This window comes from Actibacterium atlanticum (assembly GCF_000671395.1).
Taxonomy (GTDB): Bacteria; Pseudomonadota; Alphaproteobacteria; order Rhodobacterales; family Rhodobacteraceae; genus Actibacterium_D; species Actibacterium_D atlanticum.
In genome coordinates, this window is record NZ_AQQY01000011.1 from 43,315 (window position 1) to 60,153 (window position 16,839).

The 16,839-nt window shown below is 58.1% G+C and carries 18 protein-coding genes; 15 read left to right on the forward strand and 3 right to left on the reverse strand.

From position 1 onward, the window contains the following. Positions 1-5 precede the first annotated feature (5 nt). The 6 genes from ATO10_RS14040 to repC all read left to right on the forward strand — a co-directional run bounded on the left by ATO10_RS14040 (position 6) and on the right by repC (position 8,473). Positions 6-704 carry a TVP38/TMEM64 family protein gene (locus tag ATO10_RS14040; RefSeq protein WP_051598160.1) on the forward strand — a complete coding sequence of 233 codons (699 nt, stop codon included), beginning with the start codon at positions 6-8 and terminating at the stop codon, positions 702-704. Further along, positions 701-1,624 carry a prolipoprotein diacylglyceryl transferase gene (gene lgt, locus ATO10_RS14045; RefSeq protein ID WP_051598161.1) on the forward strand — a complete coding sequence of 308 codons (924 nt, stop codon included), beginning with the start codon at positions 701-703 and terminating at the stop codon, positions 1,622-1,624. The genes ATO10_RS14040 and lgt overlap by 4 nt, the downstream gene beginning before the upstream one ends. A 51-nt stretch (positions 1,625-1,675) precedes the next feature. Beyond that, positions 1,676-4,057: a heavy metal translocating P-type ATPase gene (locus tag ATO10_RS14050; protein WP_081806536.1), complete on the forward strand. Its 2,382-nt coding sequence runs from the start codon at positions 1,676-1,678 to the stop codon at positions 4,055-4,057. A 692-nt stretch (positions 4,058-4,749) separates the two neighbouring features. Then, positions 4,750-5,931: a plasmid partitioning protein RepA gene (gene repA, locus ATO10_RS14055; RefSeq protein WP_051598162.1), complete on the forward strand. Its 1,182-nt coding sequence runs from the start codon at positions 4,750-4,752 to the stop codon at positions 5,929-5,931. Positions 5,932-5,933: 2 nt separating this feature from the next. Beyond that, entirely contained in the window at positions 5,934-6,905 is a 972-nt protein-coding gene (gene repB, locus ATO10_RS14060; RefSeq protein WP_035252666.1) for a plasmid partitioning protein RepB, read from the forward strand. 272 nt (positions 6,906-7,177) lie between these two features. Beyond that, entirely contained in the window at positions 7,178-8,473 is a 1,296-nt protein-coding gene (gene repC / locus ATO10_RS14065; protein WP_035252774.1) for a plasmid replication protein RepC, read from the forward strand. Positions 8,474-8,596: 123 nt separating this feature from the next. Here repC and ATO10_RS14070 read toward each other — a convergent pair whose 3' ends face one another. Both ATO10_RS14070 and ATO10_RS14075 read right to left on the reverse strand, forming a co-directional pair. Next, positions 8,597-9,109: an RES family NAD+ phosphorylase gene (locus ATO10_RS14070; RefSeq protein ID WP_035252668.1), complete on the reverse strand. Its 513-nt coding sequence runs from the start codon at positions 9,107-9,109 to the stop codon at positions 8,597-8,599. Next, positions 9,109-9,459 (reverse strand): MbcA/ParS/Xre antitoxin family protein, encoded by a 351-nt coding sequence (locus ATO10_RS14075; RefSeq protein WP_035252671.1) that lies wholly within the window; start codon positions 9,457-9,459, stop codon positions 9,109-9,111. Before ATO10_RS14075 ends, ATO10_RS14070 begins: the two co-directional genes overlap by 1 nt. A 317-nt stretch (positions 9,460-9,776) precedes the next feature. Here ATO10_RS14075 and ATO10_RS14080 point away from each other — a divergent pair, with 317 nt between their 5' ends. From ATO10_RS14080 to ATO10_RS14105, 6 genes are all read left to right on the forward strand, one after another. Then, positions 9,777-10,247 (forward strand): nucleoside phosphorylase-I family protein, encoded by a 471-nt coding sequence (locus ATO10_RS14080; RefSeq protein WP_035252673.1) that lies wholly within the window; start codon positions 9,777-9,779, stop codon positions 10,245-10,247. Positions 10,248-10,287: 40 nt separating this feature from the next. Further along, positions 10,288-11,220: an ArdC family protein gene (locus ATO10_RS14085; RefSeq protein ID WP_035252675.1), complete on the forward strand. Its 933-nt coding sequence runs from the start codon at positions 10,288-10,290 to the stop codon at positions 11,218-11,220. 74 nt (positions 11,221-11,294) lie between these two features. Next, positions 11,295-11,684, forward strand: a complete 390-nt coding sequence (locus tag ATO10_RS14090; protein WP_035252775.1) for a DUF3768 domain-containing protein — start codon at positions 11,295-11,297, stop codon at positions 11,682-11,684. A gap of 152 nt (positions 11,685-11,836) precedes the next feature. Beyond that, a complete protein-coding gene (locus tag ATO10_RS14095; RefSeq protein ID WP_035252676.1) occupies positions 11,837-13,813 on the forward strand; it encodes a ParB/RepB/Spo0J family partition protein in 1,977 nt (658 codons plus the stop codon). Between the two features lie 74 nt (positions 13,814-13,887). Further along, the gene (locus ATO10_RS14100; RefSeq protein ID WP_035252678.1) at positions 13,888-14,481 is read left to right on the forward strand and encodes a hypothetical protein; all 594 of its coding nucleotides are present in this window, start codon (positions 13,888-13,890) and stop codon (positions 14,479-14,481) included. Continuing rightward, positions 14,481-15,137: a DUF6927 domain-containing protein gene (locus tag ATO10_RS14105; RefSeq protein WP_035252680.1), complete on the forward strand. Its 657-nt coding sequence runs from the start codon at positions 14,481-14,483 to the stop codon at positions 15,135-15,137. Before ATO10_RS14100 ends, ATO10_RS14105 begins: the two co-directional genes overlap by 1 nt. Positions 15,138-15,263: 126 nt before the next feature. On the opposite strand, the gene ATO10_RS14110 is transcribed toward ATO10_RS14105, so the two are convergent. Next, a complete protein-coding gene (locus tag ATO10_RS14110) occupies positions 15,264-15,659 on the reverse strand; it encodes a MerR family transcriptional regulator (protein WP_035252682.1) in 396 nt (131 codons plus the stop codon). 52 nt (positions 15,660-15,711) lie between these two features. On the opposite strand from ATO10_RS14110, the gene ATO10_RS14115 reads away from it, so the two are divergent. The 3 genes from ATO10_RS14115 to ATO10_RS16650 are packed head-to-tail and all read left to right on the forward strand — an operon-like array spanning position 15,712 to position 16,642. Further along, positions 15,712-16,098 (forward strand): hypothetical protein, encoded by a 387-nt coding sequence (locus tag ATO10_RS14115; RefSeq protein ID WP_035252684.1) that lies wholly within the window; start codon positions 15,712-15,714, stop codon positions 16,096-16,098. Next, a complete protein-coding gene (locus tag ATO10_RS14120) occupies positions 16,095-16,418 on the forward strand; it encodes a hypothetical protein (RefSeq protein WP_035252687.1) in 324 nt (107 codons plus the stop codon). The genes ATO10_RS14115 and ATO10_RS14120 overlap by 4 nt, the downstream gene beginning before the upstream one ends. A gap of 5 nt (positions 16,419-16,423) precedes the next feature. Next, on the forward strand, positions 16,424-16,642 hold the full coding sequence (locus ATO10_RS16650) for a GDCCVxC domain-containing (seleno)protein (protein ID WP_238323512.1): 219 nt from the start codon (positions 16,424-16,426) through the stop codon (positions 16,640-16,642). Positions 16,643-16,839 lie beyond the last annotated feature (197 nt).

Sequence of the window (16,839 nt, forward strand, 5' to 3'; positions counted from 1 at the left end):
CCAAGATGCCGGAGAGGAGTAGGATCAGAACAGCTTTTGGCACCGCAGCACTGCTCAGCGCTCTGGCCCTCTTTTTCCTTTGGGCGTGGTTGTCGCCGGAGTGGGTGCAGTTCAGCGGAGAAGACGTTGCAAGCTGGGTTGAGACACTTGGCATCTTCGGCCCCTTCGCGATTGTCGCGATGATGTGCATTGCAGTGGTGGCAAGCCCTATCCCAAGTGCGCCGATTGCTTTGGCCGCCGGGGCCGCCTTCGGGCAAGTCGCAGGTACGCTCTATGTGGCGGTTGGGGCTGAACTTGGTGCACTCATTGCCTTTTTGATTGCGCGCCTTCTGGGCAGACAGGCCGTTGAAAGGATTCTCGGGCCAGGCGTTGATGCAGGTCTTCTTGGCTCGCAGAATGCTCTAACGCTTGTGGTTTTCACCAGCCGCCTTCTGCCTTTCGTGTCTTTTGACGTCATGAGCTATGCCGCTGGTCTGAGCCGCTTGCATTTGTGGCGGTTTCTTTTGGCAACACTGGCCGGAATTCTGCCGGCAAGCTTTGTCCTGGCCTACCTGGGGAGTGAGGCCATGTCGGGTCAACTGGATGCATCTGCTTGGGTAGCCATTAGCCTCGGACTAATGACCGCTGCCCCAATTCTTGTGTTGGCGCTGAGACACAAGCCGGGCGCCGTGTCCAAAACTCACAAATCGAAAGCAACAAAATGACCCTAGCCGCCCTGCCCTTTCCGGAGATTTCACCTGAAATCTTTTCGATTGAAATCGGGACGATGACCTTTGCCCTGCGGTGGTATGCGCTTGCATACATCGCAGGATTGCTTCTCGGGTGGCGACTTTGCCTGCGTTTGATCCGCCAAGTTGCGCATTGGCCGGATCAAACACCGCCGTTAACAGCGCAACAGCTGGAACAACTGCTGAACTGGATCGTGCTCGGCGTCATTTTAGGTGGCCGGCTTGGGTTTGTGCTGTTCTATCAGCCTGAGCACTACCTTACTCGGCCCTTGGATGTTCTCAAAATATGGCAAGGCGGTATGTCCTTCCATGGCGGGTTCTTGGGTGTGTCCGTTGCTGTTCTGGTTTTCGCGTGGCGCAATCGGTTGAGCGTGTTTGGCATAGCTGACCTCCTGGCAATCTCGGCCCCGATTGGCCTGTTTCTGGGTCGACTTGCAAATTTCATCAACGCTGAGCTGTGGGGGCGACCGACATCCCTTCCATGGGGCGTGGTCTTCCCAGGTGAAGCTGCCCAGTTCTGCCCAGGTGTTGTCGGGCTCTGCGCGCGCCACCCATCTCAGGTGTATGAAGCCGTACTGGAAGGGTTGGTGCTCGGTGCTCTGCTGCTGACCCTCGGCTTGCGGTACGCATGGCTGCGGAGCCCCGGAGCCCTGACCGGTGTCTTTCTTGCAGGTTATGGACTGGCTCGTTTTCTTGTCGAGTTTGTCCGGCAGCCCGACCTGCAATTCGTGACGGACGCCAACCCGATCGGTCATGTGCTGCATTTTGGCATTGGGGGTTTGACCATGGGTCAACTGCTTTCCGCACCCATGATTGTTGTCGGCATGGCCCTGATCTGGCGGACACGCAATGGGCGCCAAAGTCGAACCGCAGAAAAACATGCTGAAATGGGTTGAGCCTGTCCCCAGGGGAACCCTCACGCTTGGTGCAAAGATTGGAGAAAAAACATGTCTGAAAAGAACCATGATCACCACCCTGCCCCGGCTCACCATGATGGGGTACCCGATGTGAAAAGCATGGCTGTCGATCCAGTTTGCGGCATGAGTGTTGAGGTGACACGAGAGACACTCTCCATGAATTCTGAAGGAGAGACCTACCATTTCTGTTCGAAGCGCTGCCTGACCCAGTTCAAGACCGATCCTTTGCTTTACGCGTGGAGCGGTGGAGCGGATGGTGCGATGCATGAAGGGGCTCCCCTGCCCTCGCCCAAAGATGTTGCGCCGGGAACGCAATGGACGTGTCCTATGCATCCGGAAATCATTCAAAGTGAACCCGGAGCCTGTCCGATTTGCGGCATGGCGCTTGAACCCGTCATTCCACCCGACGAACAAGGCGCAGAGCTGACGGATTTCACCCGTCGCATGTGGGTCAGCTCGGTCGCGGCCGTGCCGTTGGTTGTGCTCACGATGGGAGAGCTTGTGGGGCTTCCGGTGCGCGATTGGATTGGCCACCGTGTGGCAACCTATGTCGAATTTCTACTTGCCACCCCGATCATCCTTTGGGCGGCACGGCCATTTTTCGAGCGTGGGTTGGACTCAATCCGTAACCGATCACCGAACATGTGGACCTTGATCGCGCTTGGCGTAGGAGCAGCCTATGCCTACTCGCTATTCGCGACATTTCTGCCTGGGGTTTTCCCGGAGCAATACCGATCGGGAGGTGGCGTCGGCACGTATTTCGAGGCTGCGGTCGTGATCGTGGCACTTGTGTTCGTTGGTCAGGTTTTGGAGTTGCGAGCGAGAGAGCGCACAGGGGACGCGATACGTGCTCTACTCGATCTAGCTCCCAAAATGGCTCGGCGGATCGGATCTGATGGTGTCGAACAGGATGTGCCGCTAGAGCACGTGGTGGTCGGGGATCTGCTTCGCGTGCGACCAGGAGACAGCGTTCCAGTGGATGCGATGGTGATCGAAGGTCTTTCTTCAATCGATGAGAGCATGATCACCGGCGAACCCGTTCCCGTGGAAAAATCCAATGGAGATCGTGTAACGGGCGGAACTATAAACAAAAATGGTTCACTGGTGGTGCGAGCTACCCAAGTCGGGGCGGATACCGTCTTGTCGCAAATCGTCGAGATGGTTGCAGGAGCTCGTCGTTCACGAGCACCAATCCAGGGGCTCGCGGATCGTGTCTCGTCGGTGTTTGTCCCGACCGTTGTGGTTGTCGCCGTTGTGGCGTTCATGACTTGGTTGCTTATTGGTCCCGATCCTGCTTTGGCCTTTGCAATCGCATCTGCAGTATCTGTGTTGATCATCGCCTGCCCCTGCGCTCTTGGCCTAGCAACGCCGATCTCGATTACCACGGCTGCGGGGCGTGGTGCTCAGGCTGGCGTTCTGATCAAGGACGCCGAGGCGCTGGAGCGAATGGCCCGGGTTGACACGATCATCGTGGATAAGACAGGCACTCTGACGCACGGGAAGCCTGAACTAACCAACGCTGTAGCGTTTTCAAGTTTTGTAAGTGATGATGTTCTAAGGTTTGCTGCAGCCCTTGAACTGGGATCCGAACACCCACTGGCAGAGGCAATCGTAGAAGGTGCGCGAGGGCGCAGACTCGAGCTGCCAAAAGCGGATCATTTTGAAGCCATGACTGGGAAAGGGGTCCAAGGGGCGGTCGAAGGCCGGCAGGTTGCGCTCGGCAACACCGCGATGATGGAGCTTCTGAACATCGACACAGCTGAGATTGAGGGTTCCATGGATGCTCTTCGGGTTGAGGGCAAAACGGCGATGTTCGTGGCTCTGGATGGCGCTCTTGCAGGAGTTGTCGCGGTCGCCGACCCAATCAAGCCGACAACGGCGGGAGCTATTCGCGATTTGCACGACCTTGGCCTCAGGGTAATCATGGCGACCGGCGATAACCAGCGTACGGCTGAAGCCGTCGCCAGGACACTTGGAATTGACGAAGTCCGTGCCGACGTGTTGCCAGAAGACAAGAAGGCGCTTGTTGAAGAATTGCAGGCCACAGGCCGTCGAGTGGCCATGGCTGGCGATGGCGTCAACGACGCCCCTGCCCTGGCGTCTGCTGATGTTGGGATCGCGATGGGCACAGGTGCGGATGTCGCCGTTGAAAGTGCTGGAATAACCCTTCTCGGGGGCGATCTGGTGGGGATTGTTCGGGCACGCAAGTTGGCCAAAGCAACCCTGCGCAATATCAAGCAAAATCTGTTCTTCGCATTTGCCTACAACGCCGCAGGCGTCCCGGTCGCCGCGGGTGTGCTCTATCCGATACTTGGGCTGTTGCTTTCGCCAATGATTGCAGCTGCCGCAATGAGCCTGTCGTCGGTTTCAGTGATCTCTAACGCGTTGCGTTTGCGACGCGTCAGACTCTAAACTTGGAAACGGGGGCAACAAGGCTTCACGCATTCGCTTAGCTGATGATCAGGTGTTGATCGTTTGCCGTTTCATTCTCTTGTGCGGGCCGGGTCTGGTGACTGCACAGATATAGACGATGTTTAGTGCCAATGCGCGTGGACTAATTGTCCTATCGTATTTTGCGCTCTTGCGCAAACGTCAAACAAGAATCGAATGCGCAACGGGTCGCATGGGAGCACTGCCGTTGTATTCTTTTGCTCGGCCAGGCCCCCTGCCCTCTCCGAAAATGTAGGACATACGCAAAGCAGAATAAGGTGTTGTGTCTTTAGCTGCAGAGCGGGCAAAAGCTGTGTTCGAGCAGTGCGTCTCGACATCGCTTCCCCTGGATTGTGACAAGCTCCTACCCGTTTTGCTTCGCACTTGTCCCTCTTTTAAGGCTGCGTGTCCGGGTTTTAATCCGGAACATGCCGTATGTATTTTGGGGATTGGGCAGAGTGGCCACGTTTGGATATGGTCCTGCCGAAGAAAAGAGTTGGGGCAATTGGACTTGCGCTGTTAACAGCTGTTAACTCGAAAGGTTGAGGCTTCCCTAGTGGCGCGGCCGCTCAGAAACACAATTTGTGGATAAAAACCTTGACTTAGCATGGTGAATCACTGCCTTTAGAGTCAAGTTGCGCAAATAAGCGCGTTCGAGCAGAGAAATTGCAACTATGTTCCAGACGGCACCCATCGAAGCAGCGTCTCAATCTGAGCTTACAAGCCAGATGGCCGCGCGTCTACACACCGCGCTTACCACGCATCTTCAGCAAGCTTATGCGCCCGACCAGCGTAAGAATTTGAGACTATTCAGCGCAACAGAGACCGCTGAACTTCTCGGCGTGACGGGTCAGTTCCTGCGAAAATGCCACAGCGAAGGGTCCCTGCCCGAGCCAGAGGTCATCAAGAACGGGCGTCGGTTCTATACCGGTGAGGAAATCCTGCAAGCCCGTCACCTGTTGGAGGCAAGCTCGCGCACACCCGGGAAGTATCTTCCAGGCCGCCGTGAGGGCGACAAGCTCCAAGTCATCCAGTTGATGAACTTCAAAGGTGGCTCGGCCAAGTCCACTTCTGCCATCCATCTTTGCCACTACCTCGCCTTAAGTGGGTATCGGGTCCTGGCGATTGACCTGGACCCGCAGGGAAGTCTCACCGGCTTTTGTGGAATCCAGACGGAATTGGAGTTCGAGGGCGCTTCGATTTACGACGCGCTCCGCTACGAAGACCCGGTGCCCTTGTCTGAGGCCATCGTGGAAACCTATTTCCCAGGTCTTCACCTTGCGCCCGCGCGCCTTGTGTTGAGCGAGTTCGAAACCGAGACCGCCGTCAACGCGGGTCGTGGCGTAGCCTTCTTCGAAAAGCTCAGCCAGGCGATCGGGTCGGTTGAGAGCGATTATGATGTGGTGGTTATCGACAGCCCACCGGCCCTCGGGTTTCTGACACTGACCGGCCTCTATGCGGCAACTTCGGTCATCGTGCCGATGACGCCGAGCATGCTCGACCTGGCCTCAACACAACAGTTCGTGGAGATGACCTCCGCCTATCTCGGAGTGATCGAGGATACGGGAGTCAAGCTGGATCATGACTTTTTCTCTTTCCTCATCACGCGTGATGATCCGAGCGATATTCCAAGCCAGCAGATCGTGAGCTTGATGCGGGCCCTGTTTCAGGACCGCGTCGTGGCGGCCACGAGCTTGCGAAGCACGGCGATTGGTGACGCGTCCATGCTGAAGATGTCGATCTACGAGGTTTCGCGATCTGAGATGACGCGGTCGACCTATGATCGCGCCAAGACCAGTATGGATGCGGTTGGTGCGGAAGTGGCGACAATGGTCCAGCAGGCTTGGGGGCGTTAATCATGGCAATGGGGAAAAACAAAACCGGGATCATGGCCGCCATTACAGCGGCGACAGAGGCACCGAAAGACGGTGGTTCTGATCGAGCGCATCGGACCTTGCCCAAAGGGACTATTGGGTCTGTTCGTGCGGGGCTTGGCGGCATCCAGGATATCGATACCAAACTCATCCTGGCCTGGGGCCCCAAGGACCGGCTAGATATCGAGTTAACAGCTGTTAACAGCGCCGAGCCGAATGAATCGATCCAGGATCTCGCCTCCAGTATTGCCGAGGCCGGTCAGCAAGTGCCCGTGCTCCTACGCCCATCCAAGGAGCGCGATGGGCATTTCGAGGTGATCTACGGCCAGCGACGGATACTTGCATGTCGGCATCTTGGCATCCCGGTGCGTGCTCTTATCCGTACGCTCGATGATACAGATGCCCTGTTAGCAAAGGGGCTTGAGAATGCCGGGCGTGCCGAACTGAGCTACTACGAGCGTGTTCGTTTTGCGCAAGCAATCCTAGAGCAAGGTTACTCCCGAGCGGAGGTTTGCCAGGCCCTGGCGATCAGCAAGAACACCCTGTCGCAGCTTGAGCGCATCAATCGCCTGGTTCCCATTGCCGTCGGTGAAGCGATCGGCGCCGCGCCGGGGGCAGGGCGCCCGAAATGGACGACCCTCGCGACGGCGTTTGAAAAAGAGCAGCTGACGGAAAGTGCCGCTCTTGGGGTTTTGGGTCGATCAGGTGAGTTGGAATCTGATGGTCGGTTGGAGCTCGTGCTCAAAGAGATCGGCAAGCGTGGCAAACAAGAGCGCTCTGTTGAGGAACGCTCGCCACTTCCTGGTGTGCAGATCAAGAGTGGAAAGTCCGGACTCTCGGTGACCGTCAGGAGGGCAGGGGACAACACAAAATTCGCAAACTGGCTGGACCAAAACCTGGACCAGCTCATTCAGGATTCCTTCGAGCGGTTTCAATCAGAAAACCACGAAGGATAGCGGCGGTTAACAACTGTTAACCGTCAGAGTGGAGGCAACGAGCAGAAAGGAGGACGGCACAAAAAGAAACCCTCGAAACCGAAGTCCCGAGGGCTGCTGCGCACAAGGCGCGATTTGTTTTGACACCACAATCTTAGCAGCCCGCGAATCGCTAAACAACGAAAAACGTCTTTGGGCGAACAGGTTTTCTGTGCCTGCTTAGCAAAATGAAGAAATTTAATGATGCTCCGCATGGAGCGACTGGGACAGTCATGCCTCAGAACGGTGGAGGTATGACCAAAATCAACCAACCTACGGGATGGCGTAAAGCGACAGCCGGACTCGCTGTCGCTGAGCAGCATGCGCAAGCCGGTGAACAGGCCGCCGTTCCCAAAACCCAAGCATTTGTAGCGGTGAAGCGCGTCGGCGCTCACATCGGACTCAAAGCCGGTGATGTACTGCTTCTCGATACGCTTGGGGCCTTCACACAGGCCCAGGACTGGGAGGAGGGGCAGCGTCCGATCGTTTGGGCGTCAAACGCCTACCTGATGGAGCAGACGGGCTTCTCGCTCTCCGCGCTTAAGCGCCATGCACGGCGCCTGGCTGAAATCGGCGTGATCTCCTTCAAGGATAGCCCCAATGGCAAGCGGTGGGGCCACAGGGACGCTGACGGGCGCATCATCGAGGCCTATGGCTTCGATCTGTCGCCGCTGTCAGCGCGTGTCGAGGAGTTCGAGCATCTTCAGGCCGAATTGCAGGCCGAGCGTGAGCTCTGCCAGCGCCTCAAGCGGCAAATCACCGTTGCGCGCCGAATGATCCGCGCCCGGATCGAAGCGGCGTCTCACGCGGCGCTGAGAGGCCCCTGGGAGCATCTTTCAGGGATGTTTGAGGACCTTCTGGACCGTCTTCCGCGCCGGAACACCGCCTCTGAGACGCTTGAGCGGCTCCTGACATGGTTCAGAGAGCTGCAGGCCCGCGTCGAGGCGACCTATCTCAAGGCGGTTCGGGCGGATGAGGTTGTGGAGAACACCGCCAAAACCACCGAACAAGTCAGTGAAAAGACTCAAGAAATGAACCCCAGGGAGGTCAATTCTGAACCTCATATACTAATTACAACCCAACTTAATCCTGTAACCTGTAATCGCTCAGAATCTGAGCAAGCGGCGGGCGTGGTGCCCAATGCGCCACCCGAAGAGCAAGTGGATAGGGAGTTGGAAGATTGGGTTGCGGAAACGCGCAAGAAACGCGGAGTAGCGCTTGATTTGCCGACTGTGATGCAGGCATGTCCTGAATTCGCGTCCTGGGCGCGCAATATGGGCGGGTATCTGAAGGATTGGGGCGATTTGCACCGGGTTGCCGGGCAGTTGAGGCCGATGATTGGTGTCTCGGAACACGCCTGGAACCTCGCACAGGACCGTCTTGGGCCTCAAATCGCGACAGCGGCGCTGGTTCTGACCTTCGACAAGCATTGCGCGGGAGAAGTGGCATCTCCTGGCGGCTATCTCCGCGGTATTGTCCAGAAAGCTGGGGCAGGGGAGTTGCATCTCGAGCGCAGCTTCTACGGCAGGCTCATTGGGCAGGCGGCGTGAAAAGGTTGATTGAACGCAGGTGCTGACAACATGTATACCCACTGCTCGTTCGCCTGTGATGTGTTGGACTGCAATTAACTTGCCGGCCTTTTGGTTGGTTTCGGGTTCGAAACGGCGTAGCATTCACATACGCGATAGCCGGTCTTCGTCATCCACGATGTCGAGAACGCATCCAGTGCCACGCCATCGCCACAGGACGATATTGAAGTCGGTTGTGGATGCGCCTTTCGCAAAGCTTCGGATCAGGAGGCCGGCAAAGCCGTCAGCGATGAGATCCCTTGCGAAGTCTTGCGTCGGAACCTGGCTCCCCTCGAGCAATTTTGTGCGCCAGCCCGGTTCTGCGAGCGTGTGTTCCGACATGCCGCGCTGTTGAAGCTCACGTGCAGCGCGGGTATCGAAAATCGGACCCAGCTCGGCATGGTAGGAAACCAGGATTGTAGGTTGCAGGCTGCCCACCTGGTTAGCTTCACGCAGGGCGCCGGCCGGGTCGAGGGCTGTGTATAGGGCAGGTGTGCCCTTTGCATTGAAGCGGCCGCCAAAAAGCTCCGCGCCATGGCCCGACAGTGGCGCGCGCGCATAGACCGGGTTCAAGGCACGGTAGAGAGGCCCTGCATAGCGACCATTGTTTAGCGGCATCAGGCAAAGACACCCGCGTCAACGGCGTCGATGTATTCGAGGACCTGTTGCGCCTTGCCTTCCTGCACGAGCTGCATCGCGGTCCGCCCATCAAAACCGGGCAGGGGTTCGGACCGATACCACGCATAGGCGATCAATTCCGAGCCAAAGCGCGGCTCCACCTTGTTGAGCACTTCGACCAGTTCACGCAAACGCCGCTGTGTCTTGTCCGAGTTGATCCGGGTGCGACGCTGCAGGGCGTCTTTGCCGAGGCCCACCGTCATGGCGATCTCTTCGGCTGACGTGCGAAGGGCAGCCGCAATCTTACGCGGTTCGAATTGCCCGTTTTCAGCGAAGCTCGTGATGTGCATGGTGTGGCCTTTATCGGTAATTATTACGGTATATGGTGTTAATTTCGCCGAATAGCAAGCTCCCTGAGGGTAAGCGCCCGGTGTTTCTAGGGCTGTTCCCGTGAAAGTGGTGACCGAACCCTTGAACAATCGGAAGCTTCGGGTTCGGCACTCTGGCCGGGCGTCAATACATGGTGGCCGCTGGCGATGCCTGCGCCGCTGTATGGAAAGTGAAAGTTCCCTTCGGGTTTTGTGACCAACGGATGAGGGGTCTTGAGGGTTCCTCTGTCGGGTCCGGGTCGGTTTCCGGTCTGTCTTTCCTGCATTGAGGTATTCCCATGCAAACAGGTGTCTTGCGCGTGCTGCGCGCGACCGCTGCCTCTTGGTGGCGGCACAAGGAGTTGCGCCGAACCGGCCAAGTGGTGCTGGCCCGGCAACTTGAACGAAAGTCCATTCTCCGCAATTTGGCTCATCTCAGGCTGGCGGCCAGCTTCCCGAACGCCCATGTTATCTGCGGCGAGGGTGGTACATTCATTCATCTTGGTTGGACCACCGTGTCGACCTTGGCCCCGATCGAGTGTTTTCCCCTGGCCGCACTCGCAGTCGCGCGCGGGACACCCTTCATCGATATTCGGGGCATCACCGACGTCGTCGAATTTGCGAACTTACCGCGCGTGACGCGGGATGGATCGGTCGATCCGAAGCCATTGGGGCCTGGCAGCTACGTTTCGCTGACCACTTATCTTGGTCTCGTCGAACAGCTCGGTGCGACGATCACCAACGATCCGTGTGAACACCACGCGTCCTGATCACCAATTCCCATCATCAACTTTCGAAAGGAGGCCAGCCATGGCCCGTTCCCGCACGTCCAAATTCGACGCCTCCGAGGCGATCACCAATGAAATCATCCGCATCATCGAGCGCGGTGTTCTGCCGTGGCGCAAGCCTTGGACCGCAGGTGGCAGCACACGGCCGCTGCGCGTGGGCGGCGAGGCCTACCAGGGCGTCAACAATTTCCTGCTGACCATGCGCACTGTGATGGCGGGCTACAGTTCGCCCTTCTGGATGACCATCCCGCAGGCCAATGCCCTGGACGCTAGAATCCGCAAAGGCGAGAAGTCCTCCGTGGTGGTCTTCTACGGTCAGAGCCGAAAACAGGGCGAGGTTTCGGAAGAGGGTGATGACGGCAAAAACGACAAGCCTCGTGTCTTCCGCTTCCAGAAATCCTATCGCGTGTTCAATGCGTGCCAGATCGAGGGACTGCCGGATCATTTCCATCCCGATCCGAATCCGGCGCCGGCGTATCCCGCCGTGGAGCCCATCCCGCATATGCAGGACTTTTTCGACGCCATCGACATCACCACGGTGTTCACGGGCGAAAAGGCCTACTACCTGCCTCCGGTTGACAAGGTCTATATGCCGCCAATTGCGCGGTTCCAGGACCCCAGGAATTTCTACGGGGTTTGGGCGCACGAGCTTGCCCATGCTTCAAAGGCTCCGCATCGGTTGAACCGCGACTATGGCCTCTCACGCTTCGGCAATACGGCCTATGCCCGCGAAGAGATCGTGGCCGAGCTTACATCGGTGTTTCTGGGGCAGGAGCTTGGCTTCACAGCGCATACGCTCGAGCTGAATGCAGCCTACCTCTACAACTGGCTGCGCGTGCTCCGTTCGGACAAAAACGCGATCTTCAAACACGCCGCCGATGCGCAGCGTGCTTGCGATTACCTGATCGCGCGGTCGGAGGCGGGCAGGGCAGGGGAGACCGATCAGGCCGCATGAGGTGGCCTGTGTCGGTCGGTAAAGAAAAAGGGGACTTTGGGAAGGGTGTTTCAAACTTCTCAGAGGACAATCTCATGACCACCTCCGCACAGCCGCAAACAGACCGCCCAAATCCGGCTGTTATCGCCGCCCAGAACGATGCCTTCCGTAGGTTCGCCTGTCTCGGTATCAAGCCAGATCAACCCATTCAGGGTCGTCTGGTTGTGACCCAATCCATGATGGAAGCCGGAGACGGGTTCGTGAATGCCGCCGTGCAGGCTGTCGGAGCCTTTGACACCTTCGAGCCCGAGAATGACCCTGAAGGCTGGCATGACTTCGGAGCGGTCGAAATCCAGGGCGAGACCGTGTTCTGGAAGGTCGATCTCTACGAAGCTGATACCGATTTCCGCTACGGTGCGGAAGCGCCGGACGATCTCGAGACGACCATGCGCGTGCTGACCATCATGATGGCGCGTGATTGGTAAAAGGGCAGGGCGCTCTTGCCACCATCTGACTCTGGCGGGCCCGCTGATCCCAAAAGGCAAAGCGGGCCTTTTTTCTTTTTTGATCCCCAGCCCTGGGGATTGGCCGGTTTGTCGAACTCACCGGCCGACACATCATCCCGAAAGGACATCCCATGACTGCAAGTTTCAAACCCGTTTCCATCGCCATCGGTGATCTGGTTGCCCATCCCGCCAATGTGCGGAGCAATTCCCCTGAGACCTATGACCCCGAGAACATCGCCCATCTCAAGGCCAGCATCGCCGTGCTGGGCCTGCTCCAGCCACTGCTGGTCCAGAAGATTGACGGCAAATACGGCGTTCTTGCCGGTGGCCGGCGTCATGCGGCGCTGACGGAGCTCGTCGTCGACAAATCCGCCAAAGGCTTCACCACTAAGACTAAGATCGACTGTCGCCTGGTTCCGGAGGTTTGCGATGTGACCACCGCTCTATCGCTCGCCGAGAACATCACTCAGGCCCCGATGGGCGCCATCGACGAGTTCGAAGCCTTCGCGCGGATGATGGAGGTTGACGGCCAGACGCCCGAGACCATCGCCAAGACCTTCGGCACCACGATCGCGGCCGTGAAAGGCCGCCTGCGTTACGGTCTGATCCATCCCGACATTCGTGCGGCGGCACGGGCCAAGTCGATCACGCTCGATACGATGAAGGCCTTTGCCGAGCATCCCAGCCAGGAGGTGCAGCGCGAGGTTTTTGAGGCGCTCACCAAGGAAGACAGCTACCTGCAGGCCTATACAGTGCGACAGGCGCTCAAATCCCGCGGTGTGCAGGTCAGCGACGATATCGGCGCCTTCGTGCGGGAAGACTACAAGGCACGGGGCGGCCCGATCGCTGCGGATCTGCTGGAGGAGCATTCGGTGCTTGAGGACGCGGCGCTGGTCGAGACGATCCTGCTCGAAAAGCTCAATGTCGCCGCCGAGGAGGCCCGCGCTGACATGGGCTTTGCCTGGGCCGACGCTTTGATCCGCTATGATTTTGCGGCGATGTCGGACTATGGCCGCGTCTATCCGAGCCCGATGGAACCCGACAAGAAGGGTCAGAAGCGTCTGGACGCTATCACCGCCGAGCTTGAGAAGCTCGAACGCGAGATGGAGGACGAGAATCTCGATCCCGACGCCCATGACGCGCTCTACGATCGGGTTGACGCCTTGGAAGCCGAGGCACGGGACCTGCAGGAGGCCTATAGCGCGGATGATCTCGGGCGCTCCGGTGTGATCGCCTGTTGGTCCAACGGGCAGGTGTCATTGCATGTCGGTCTCGTGCGCCCCGAGGACAGGCCGGATGCGGCGAAAGGCGAGGCAGGTAGCGCTACTGGCAAGACCGATGCCACCGGGTCCGACGAGATTACCTATCCGGCCTCGCTGACCGAGGATCTCAAGACCGAACGGGCCATGGCCCTTGGCGCCGCCATGGCGATGCATCCCGAGGCCACACTCGATCTGACGCTCTTCAAGCTGGTCACCGACGTGCTCACCAGCGGCATGGGCGTTACTCAGGCCATCGGTCTCAATGCTAGCACGGCGTATCGCAACCATGCCAAGATGGACGAGATCGATGACACCTCGCTGGAACAGGTCGCCGAGGTCCATGACACGCTTGATCTGTCTTGGGCGGACGAGACCCGCGCGCCGGCCGATCAGTTTGCCGCCTTCCGTGCACTCGATGAGACTGAGAAGGTCAAGCTCGTCGCCTATGCGACGGCCGCAACCACGCAATCCTGCTTCGCGCGGGATCGCCAGCGTGACAGCCTGATGTACGACTTCGAGATCGAGGTCATGCCGGACATCCGCGCCCATTGGACGCCGAACGCGGCGCTCTTCAATCGCTTCAAAAAGGCCTGGCTCCTGAAAATCCTCGGCGAGGAACTGGGGCTCTCGCAGGAGGCGGAGACACTGGCCTCGTCGACCAAGAAAGAGGTTGTGGCCTTCTGTGACAAGCTCTTTGCCGAGCCCTTCGCCACGCTCACGGACGCGCAGAGAGCAGCGGTTGCGGCCTGGTGCCCGCCCATGATGCAGACGGCTGGCGTGCCCTTCGAGGAAGCGTCTGCGGTGGAGACTGTAGCGCCTGAATGTGACGTCGCGAAAGCGGCCTGAGCAATCAATTGACCCGCGCGAGGTCCATTCCTTGCGCGGGTCGAAACTCCCACACCCAACGGAAAGGCACTCCAATGGCAATTCTCAAGTTCTCTGCGTCCTCGGTCGCGGCGCAAATCGCCCACGCACGGTCCTGCAAGACCTTCCTGCCCAACTGGAACGGGCCTATTGACCGGCCCGCCCTGATCCTCATTGTCGGCAATGGCGTGCATCTGCGCTCCAACGGCATCGACGGCACGACCACCCGCATCGTGACGACCGAGCAAGCCGATCCCTCCTTCGCCTTCGCCGATGGCATGAACCCGTTTCGGGACACCGATTGGATGGCTCAGCGCCGCATGGCGTTCCGAGACCTGACCGGCCAGTTCTACACCGAAATCCTGGACGATGTGCAGGTGCTCATCGACCGGCGGCAGGGAGTGATCCGTCTGGCGACCGATGGCCACAGCATCCGCGTCTTCGTGCGTCGTGCCTCGGACTATCTCATCGGCGGGACCTATGAGGTGCCCTCCGGTCTCGGGGGCACGTTCCGGGTCATCCTCAAGGATGCCTGCGACACCTTCGCGATCGTTCAAAACTGCGGCAACTGTGAGGATTTCGACGAGATGCTGCCTTACCGCGTTCCGCTCGATGCGCTTATTGAGATCGATGACCGGAGGGCGGCGTAGTGGGTTGGCTCTTCTACTCCGACCGTCGCATCAAATCCTATGGGGATGAGAAAACGGAAATCGCCCGGCTCTGTACCTTCGAGACCGTCACGCGCAAGACCACACTGATCAAAGCCAGCAAAGTCGGCTCGACATGGTATGTAGCGGTGAGAGTTACGAACCTTGATAGCTCACCGGTCGAGGACAGGACCTATGTCACCGACGCGGATGGTTCGATCACCTTCGGCGCCGTGTTCCTCACCCGATACGATGACGGCTGCTGGGGCTACAAGGACATGGAGGAAAGCGCGGGCCCCGTGGAATCCCGAGCACCGATCAGCCTGCTGGCCTTGCTGTCAGAACTGAAGGATCCCGACAGCTACGCCCACGCCTGGCGCCAGTGCTGCCGGAACTGGGCCGCGATCCCGAACTATGAGGAGGGCGACAGGATCAAGCTCGCGGCACCGGTAACGCTGAGCGATGGCAGCACATGTCAGATCGTTACAGCGACCCACTACAGGCGGGGGCGTCAAAAGCGTCGTTGCTATCGTATCGAAGAAACCGGTGGTCTTGTGCGGCTTTCAAAGGCATCGCTTGCTGGGGCGGAGCTGCTCTGTTCCGCGAAGAGTGAGGCCAGTCCGGTTTTGGCTGAGTTTCTGGCGGGTCAGGGGGAATGAACGGACCTTCACTGCGTAGCACACGAATGGCCGGAGCGCGGGACTAAGGGCGAATTCGCTGCGGTTGCGCAAATGACTGCTATTGGCAGTTGGTCAGAAGCGGTGGTTTTCACGGATTGCATAACCTTAAGAGTTTTGACTCATGAGTGCATCAAGCATCGGGCAATCGCGTTGCCCCTTTGCACAGTTGGCAACCAGTTCGACCAGGGCGCTCTCCAGTTGCCGAAGCTCGACCAACTTGGCCTGTACATCGGTGAGATGCTTGCGCCCCAATTGCTCCACTGTCTCGCAGGCTCCTGCAGGTTCATCAGACAAGCTGCGAAGCGCGACCGCGTCATGGATCGAAAACCCGAGGTCGCGGCAACGCTTGATAAATCTGAGCTCGGATATCTCTGCTTTTGAGTAAGTCCGCCGTCCTGATGCCGTCCTTCCTGCCTTCGATATAATCCCTTCACGTTCGTAGTAGCGGATCGTCTCAATCGAAACGCCACTCAGGCGGGATGCCTCGCCAATCGCGACCATGTGATCATTCCCCACTTGCTTCTGTAGTGCCTACAGGATGCATGAATCGCGCATGAAGTCGAATACTGAAACGATTCAAGACAACGCCAAAGACCCACCCCGCCTGCTAATTGGTGGAGCGGGGTTACTCGCTTTGCTGAGCGCGTCGTGCTGTGTTCTACCCATCGGCTTGTCCATTATCGGCCTCGGCGGGACTTGGCTCACAATGCTTGGTCCCTTTGTCGCTTACCGCATCGAAATCCTAGTGGTCGTTGGTCTGGTGTTGGCTTGGGGATGGTTCCGTCTGAGGAAACGTTGGGGTTGCGCCAGTTGCAAGCGCTCTACTTTCATCATTCTGAGCTTTACAACCGCGGCCTTCATCCTCGCTGCCAGCTCACCCCTCTGGGAAGAAGAGGCGGCCCGTACGATGTTCGCGCTTTGGCGGAACACCCGCTCATGAAAAACTATGTGCGTGCCAGCTATCTCGGATCGCTTTCTGCACTTGGCGTCGCAACCTGCTGCGTGATGCCAATGATGATGATGCTTCTCGGCCTCGGCGGCAGTTGGCTCGCTGTTTTTGGAAAGATCGCGGCAGCGAGCTACTACGTCCTGGCTGTTTCCAGTTTAATCCTACTGGCCGCATGGGGTGTCGCATATCACCGACGCACACTTTCTCACCTCAAAGGCTGGCTGGCGGGCAGCACCATAATGACCGGCATCGCGTGGGTCGTTGTTTTAAACGAAACACGTATCAACGATTTCCTCATAACCTTGATGTGAAGCACATGGATGATCTGAACCTTACTCTGACCAGCACAATTACCTGCCCTGAATGCGGACATTCTGCAGATGAAGCCATGCCGACCGATGCGTGCCAGTGGTTCTACGAATGCAAATCATGCGGGACGGTACTGAAACCAAAACCGGGAGATTGCTGTGTTTACTGCTCCTATGGAACTGTTCCTTGTCCGCCCATTCAGGAAGGCAATTCGTGCTGCGGTTGATCTAGTCAGAAGGTCGCGCTAAATCTTCCCGACTAGTTGCGTTCGATTTGTCACCTTTCTGGCAGTATCGGTGAAACAGTCGTTCATCGGCGCCGCAGCATTCGGTACTGAGGGCTCTAGGTAGCCATTCCCTGCTGCTTGCACAAAGGACCGCCCGGCAGACAGAAGTGACAATCGATAGGCAAAATTGGACTCCC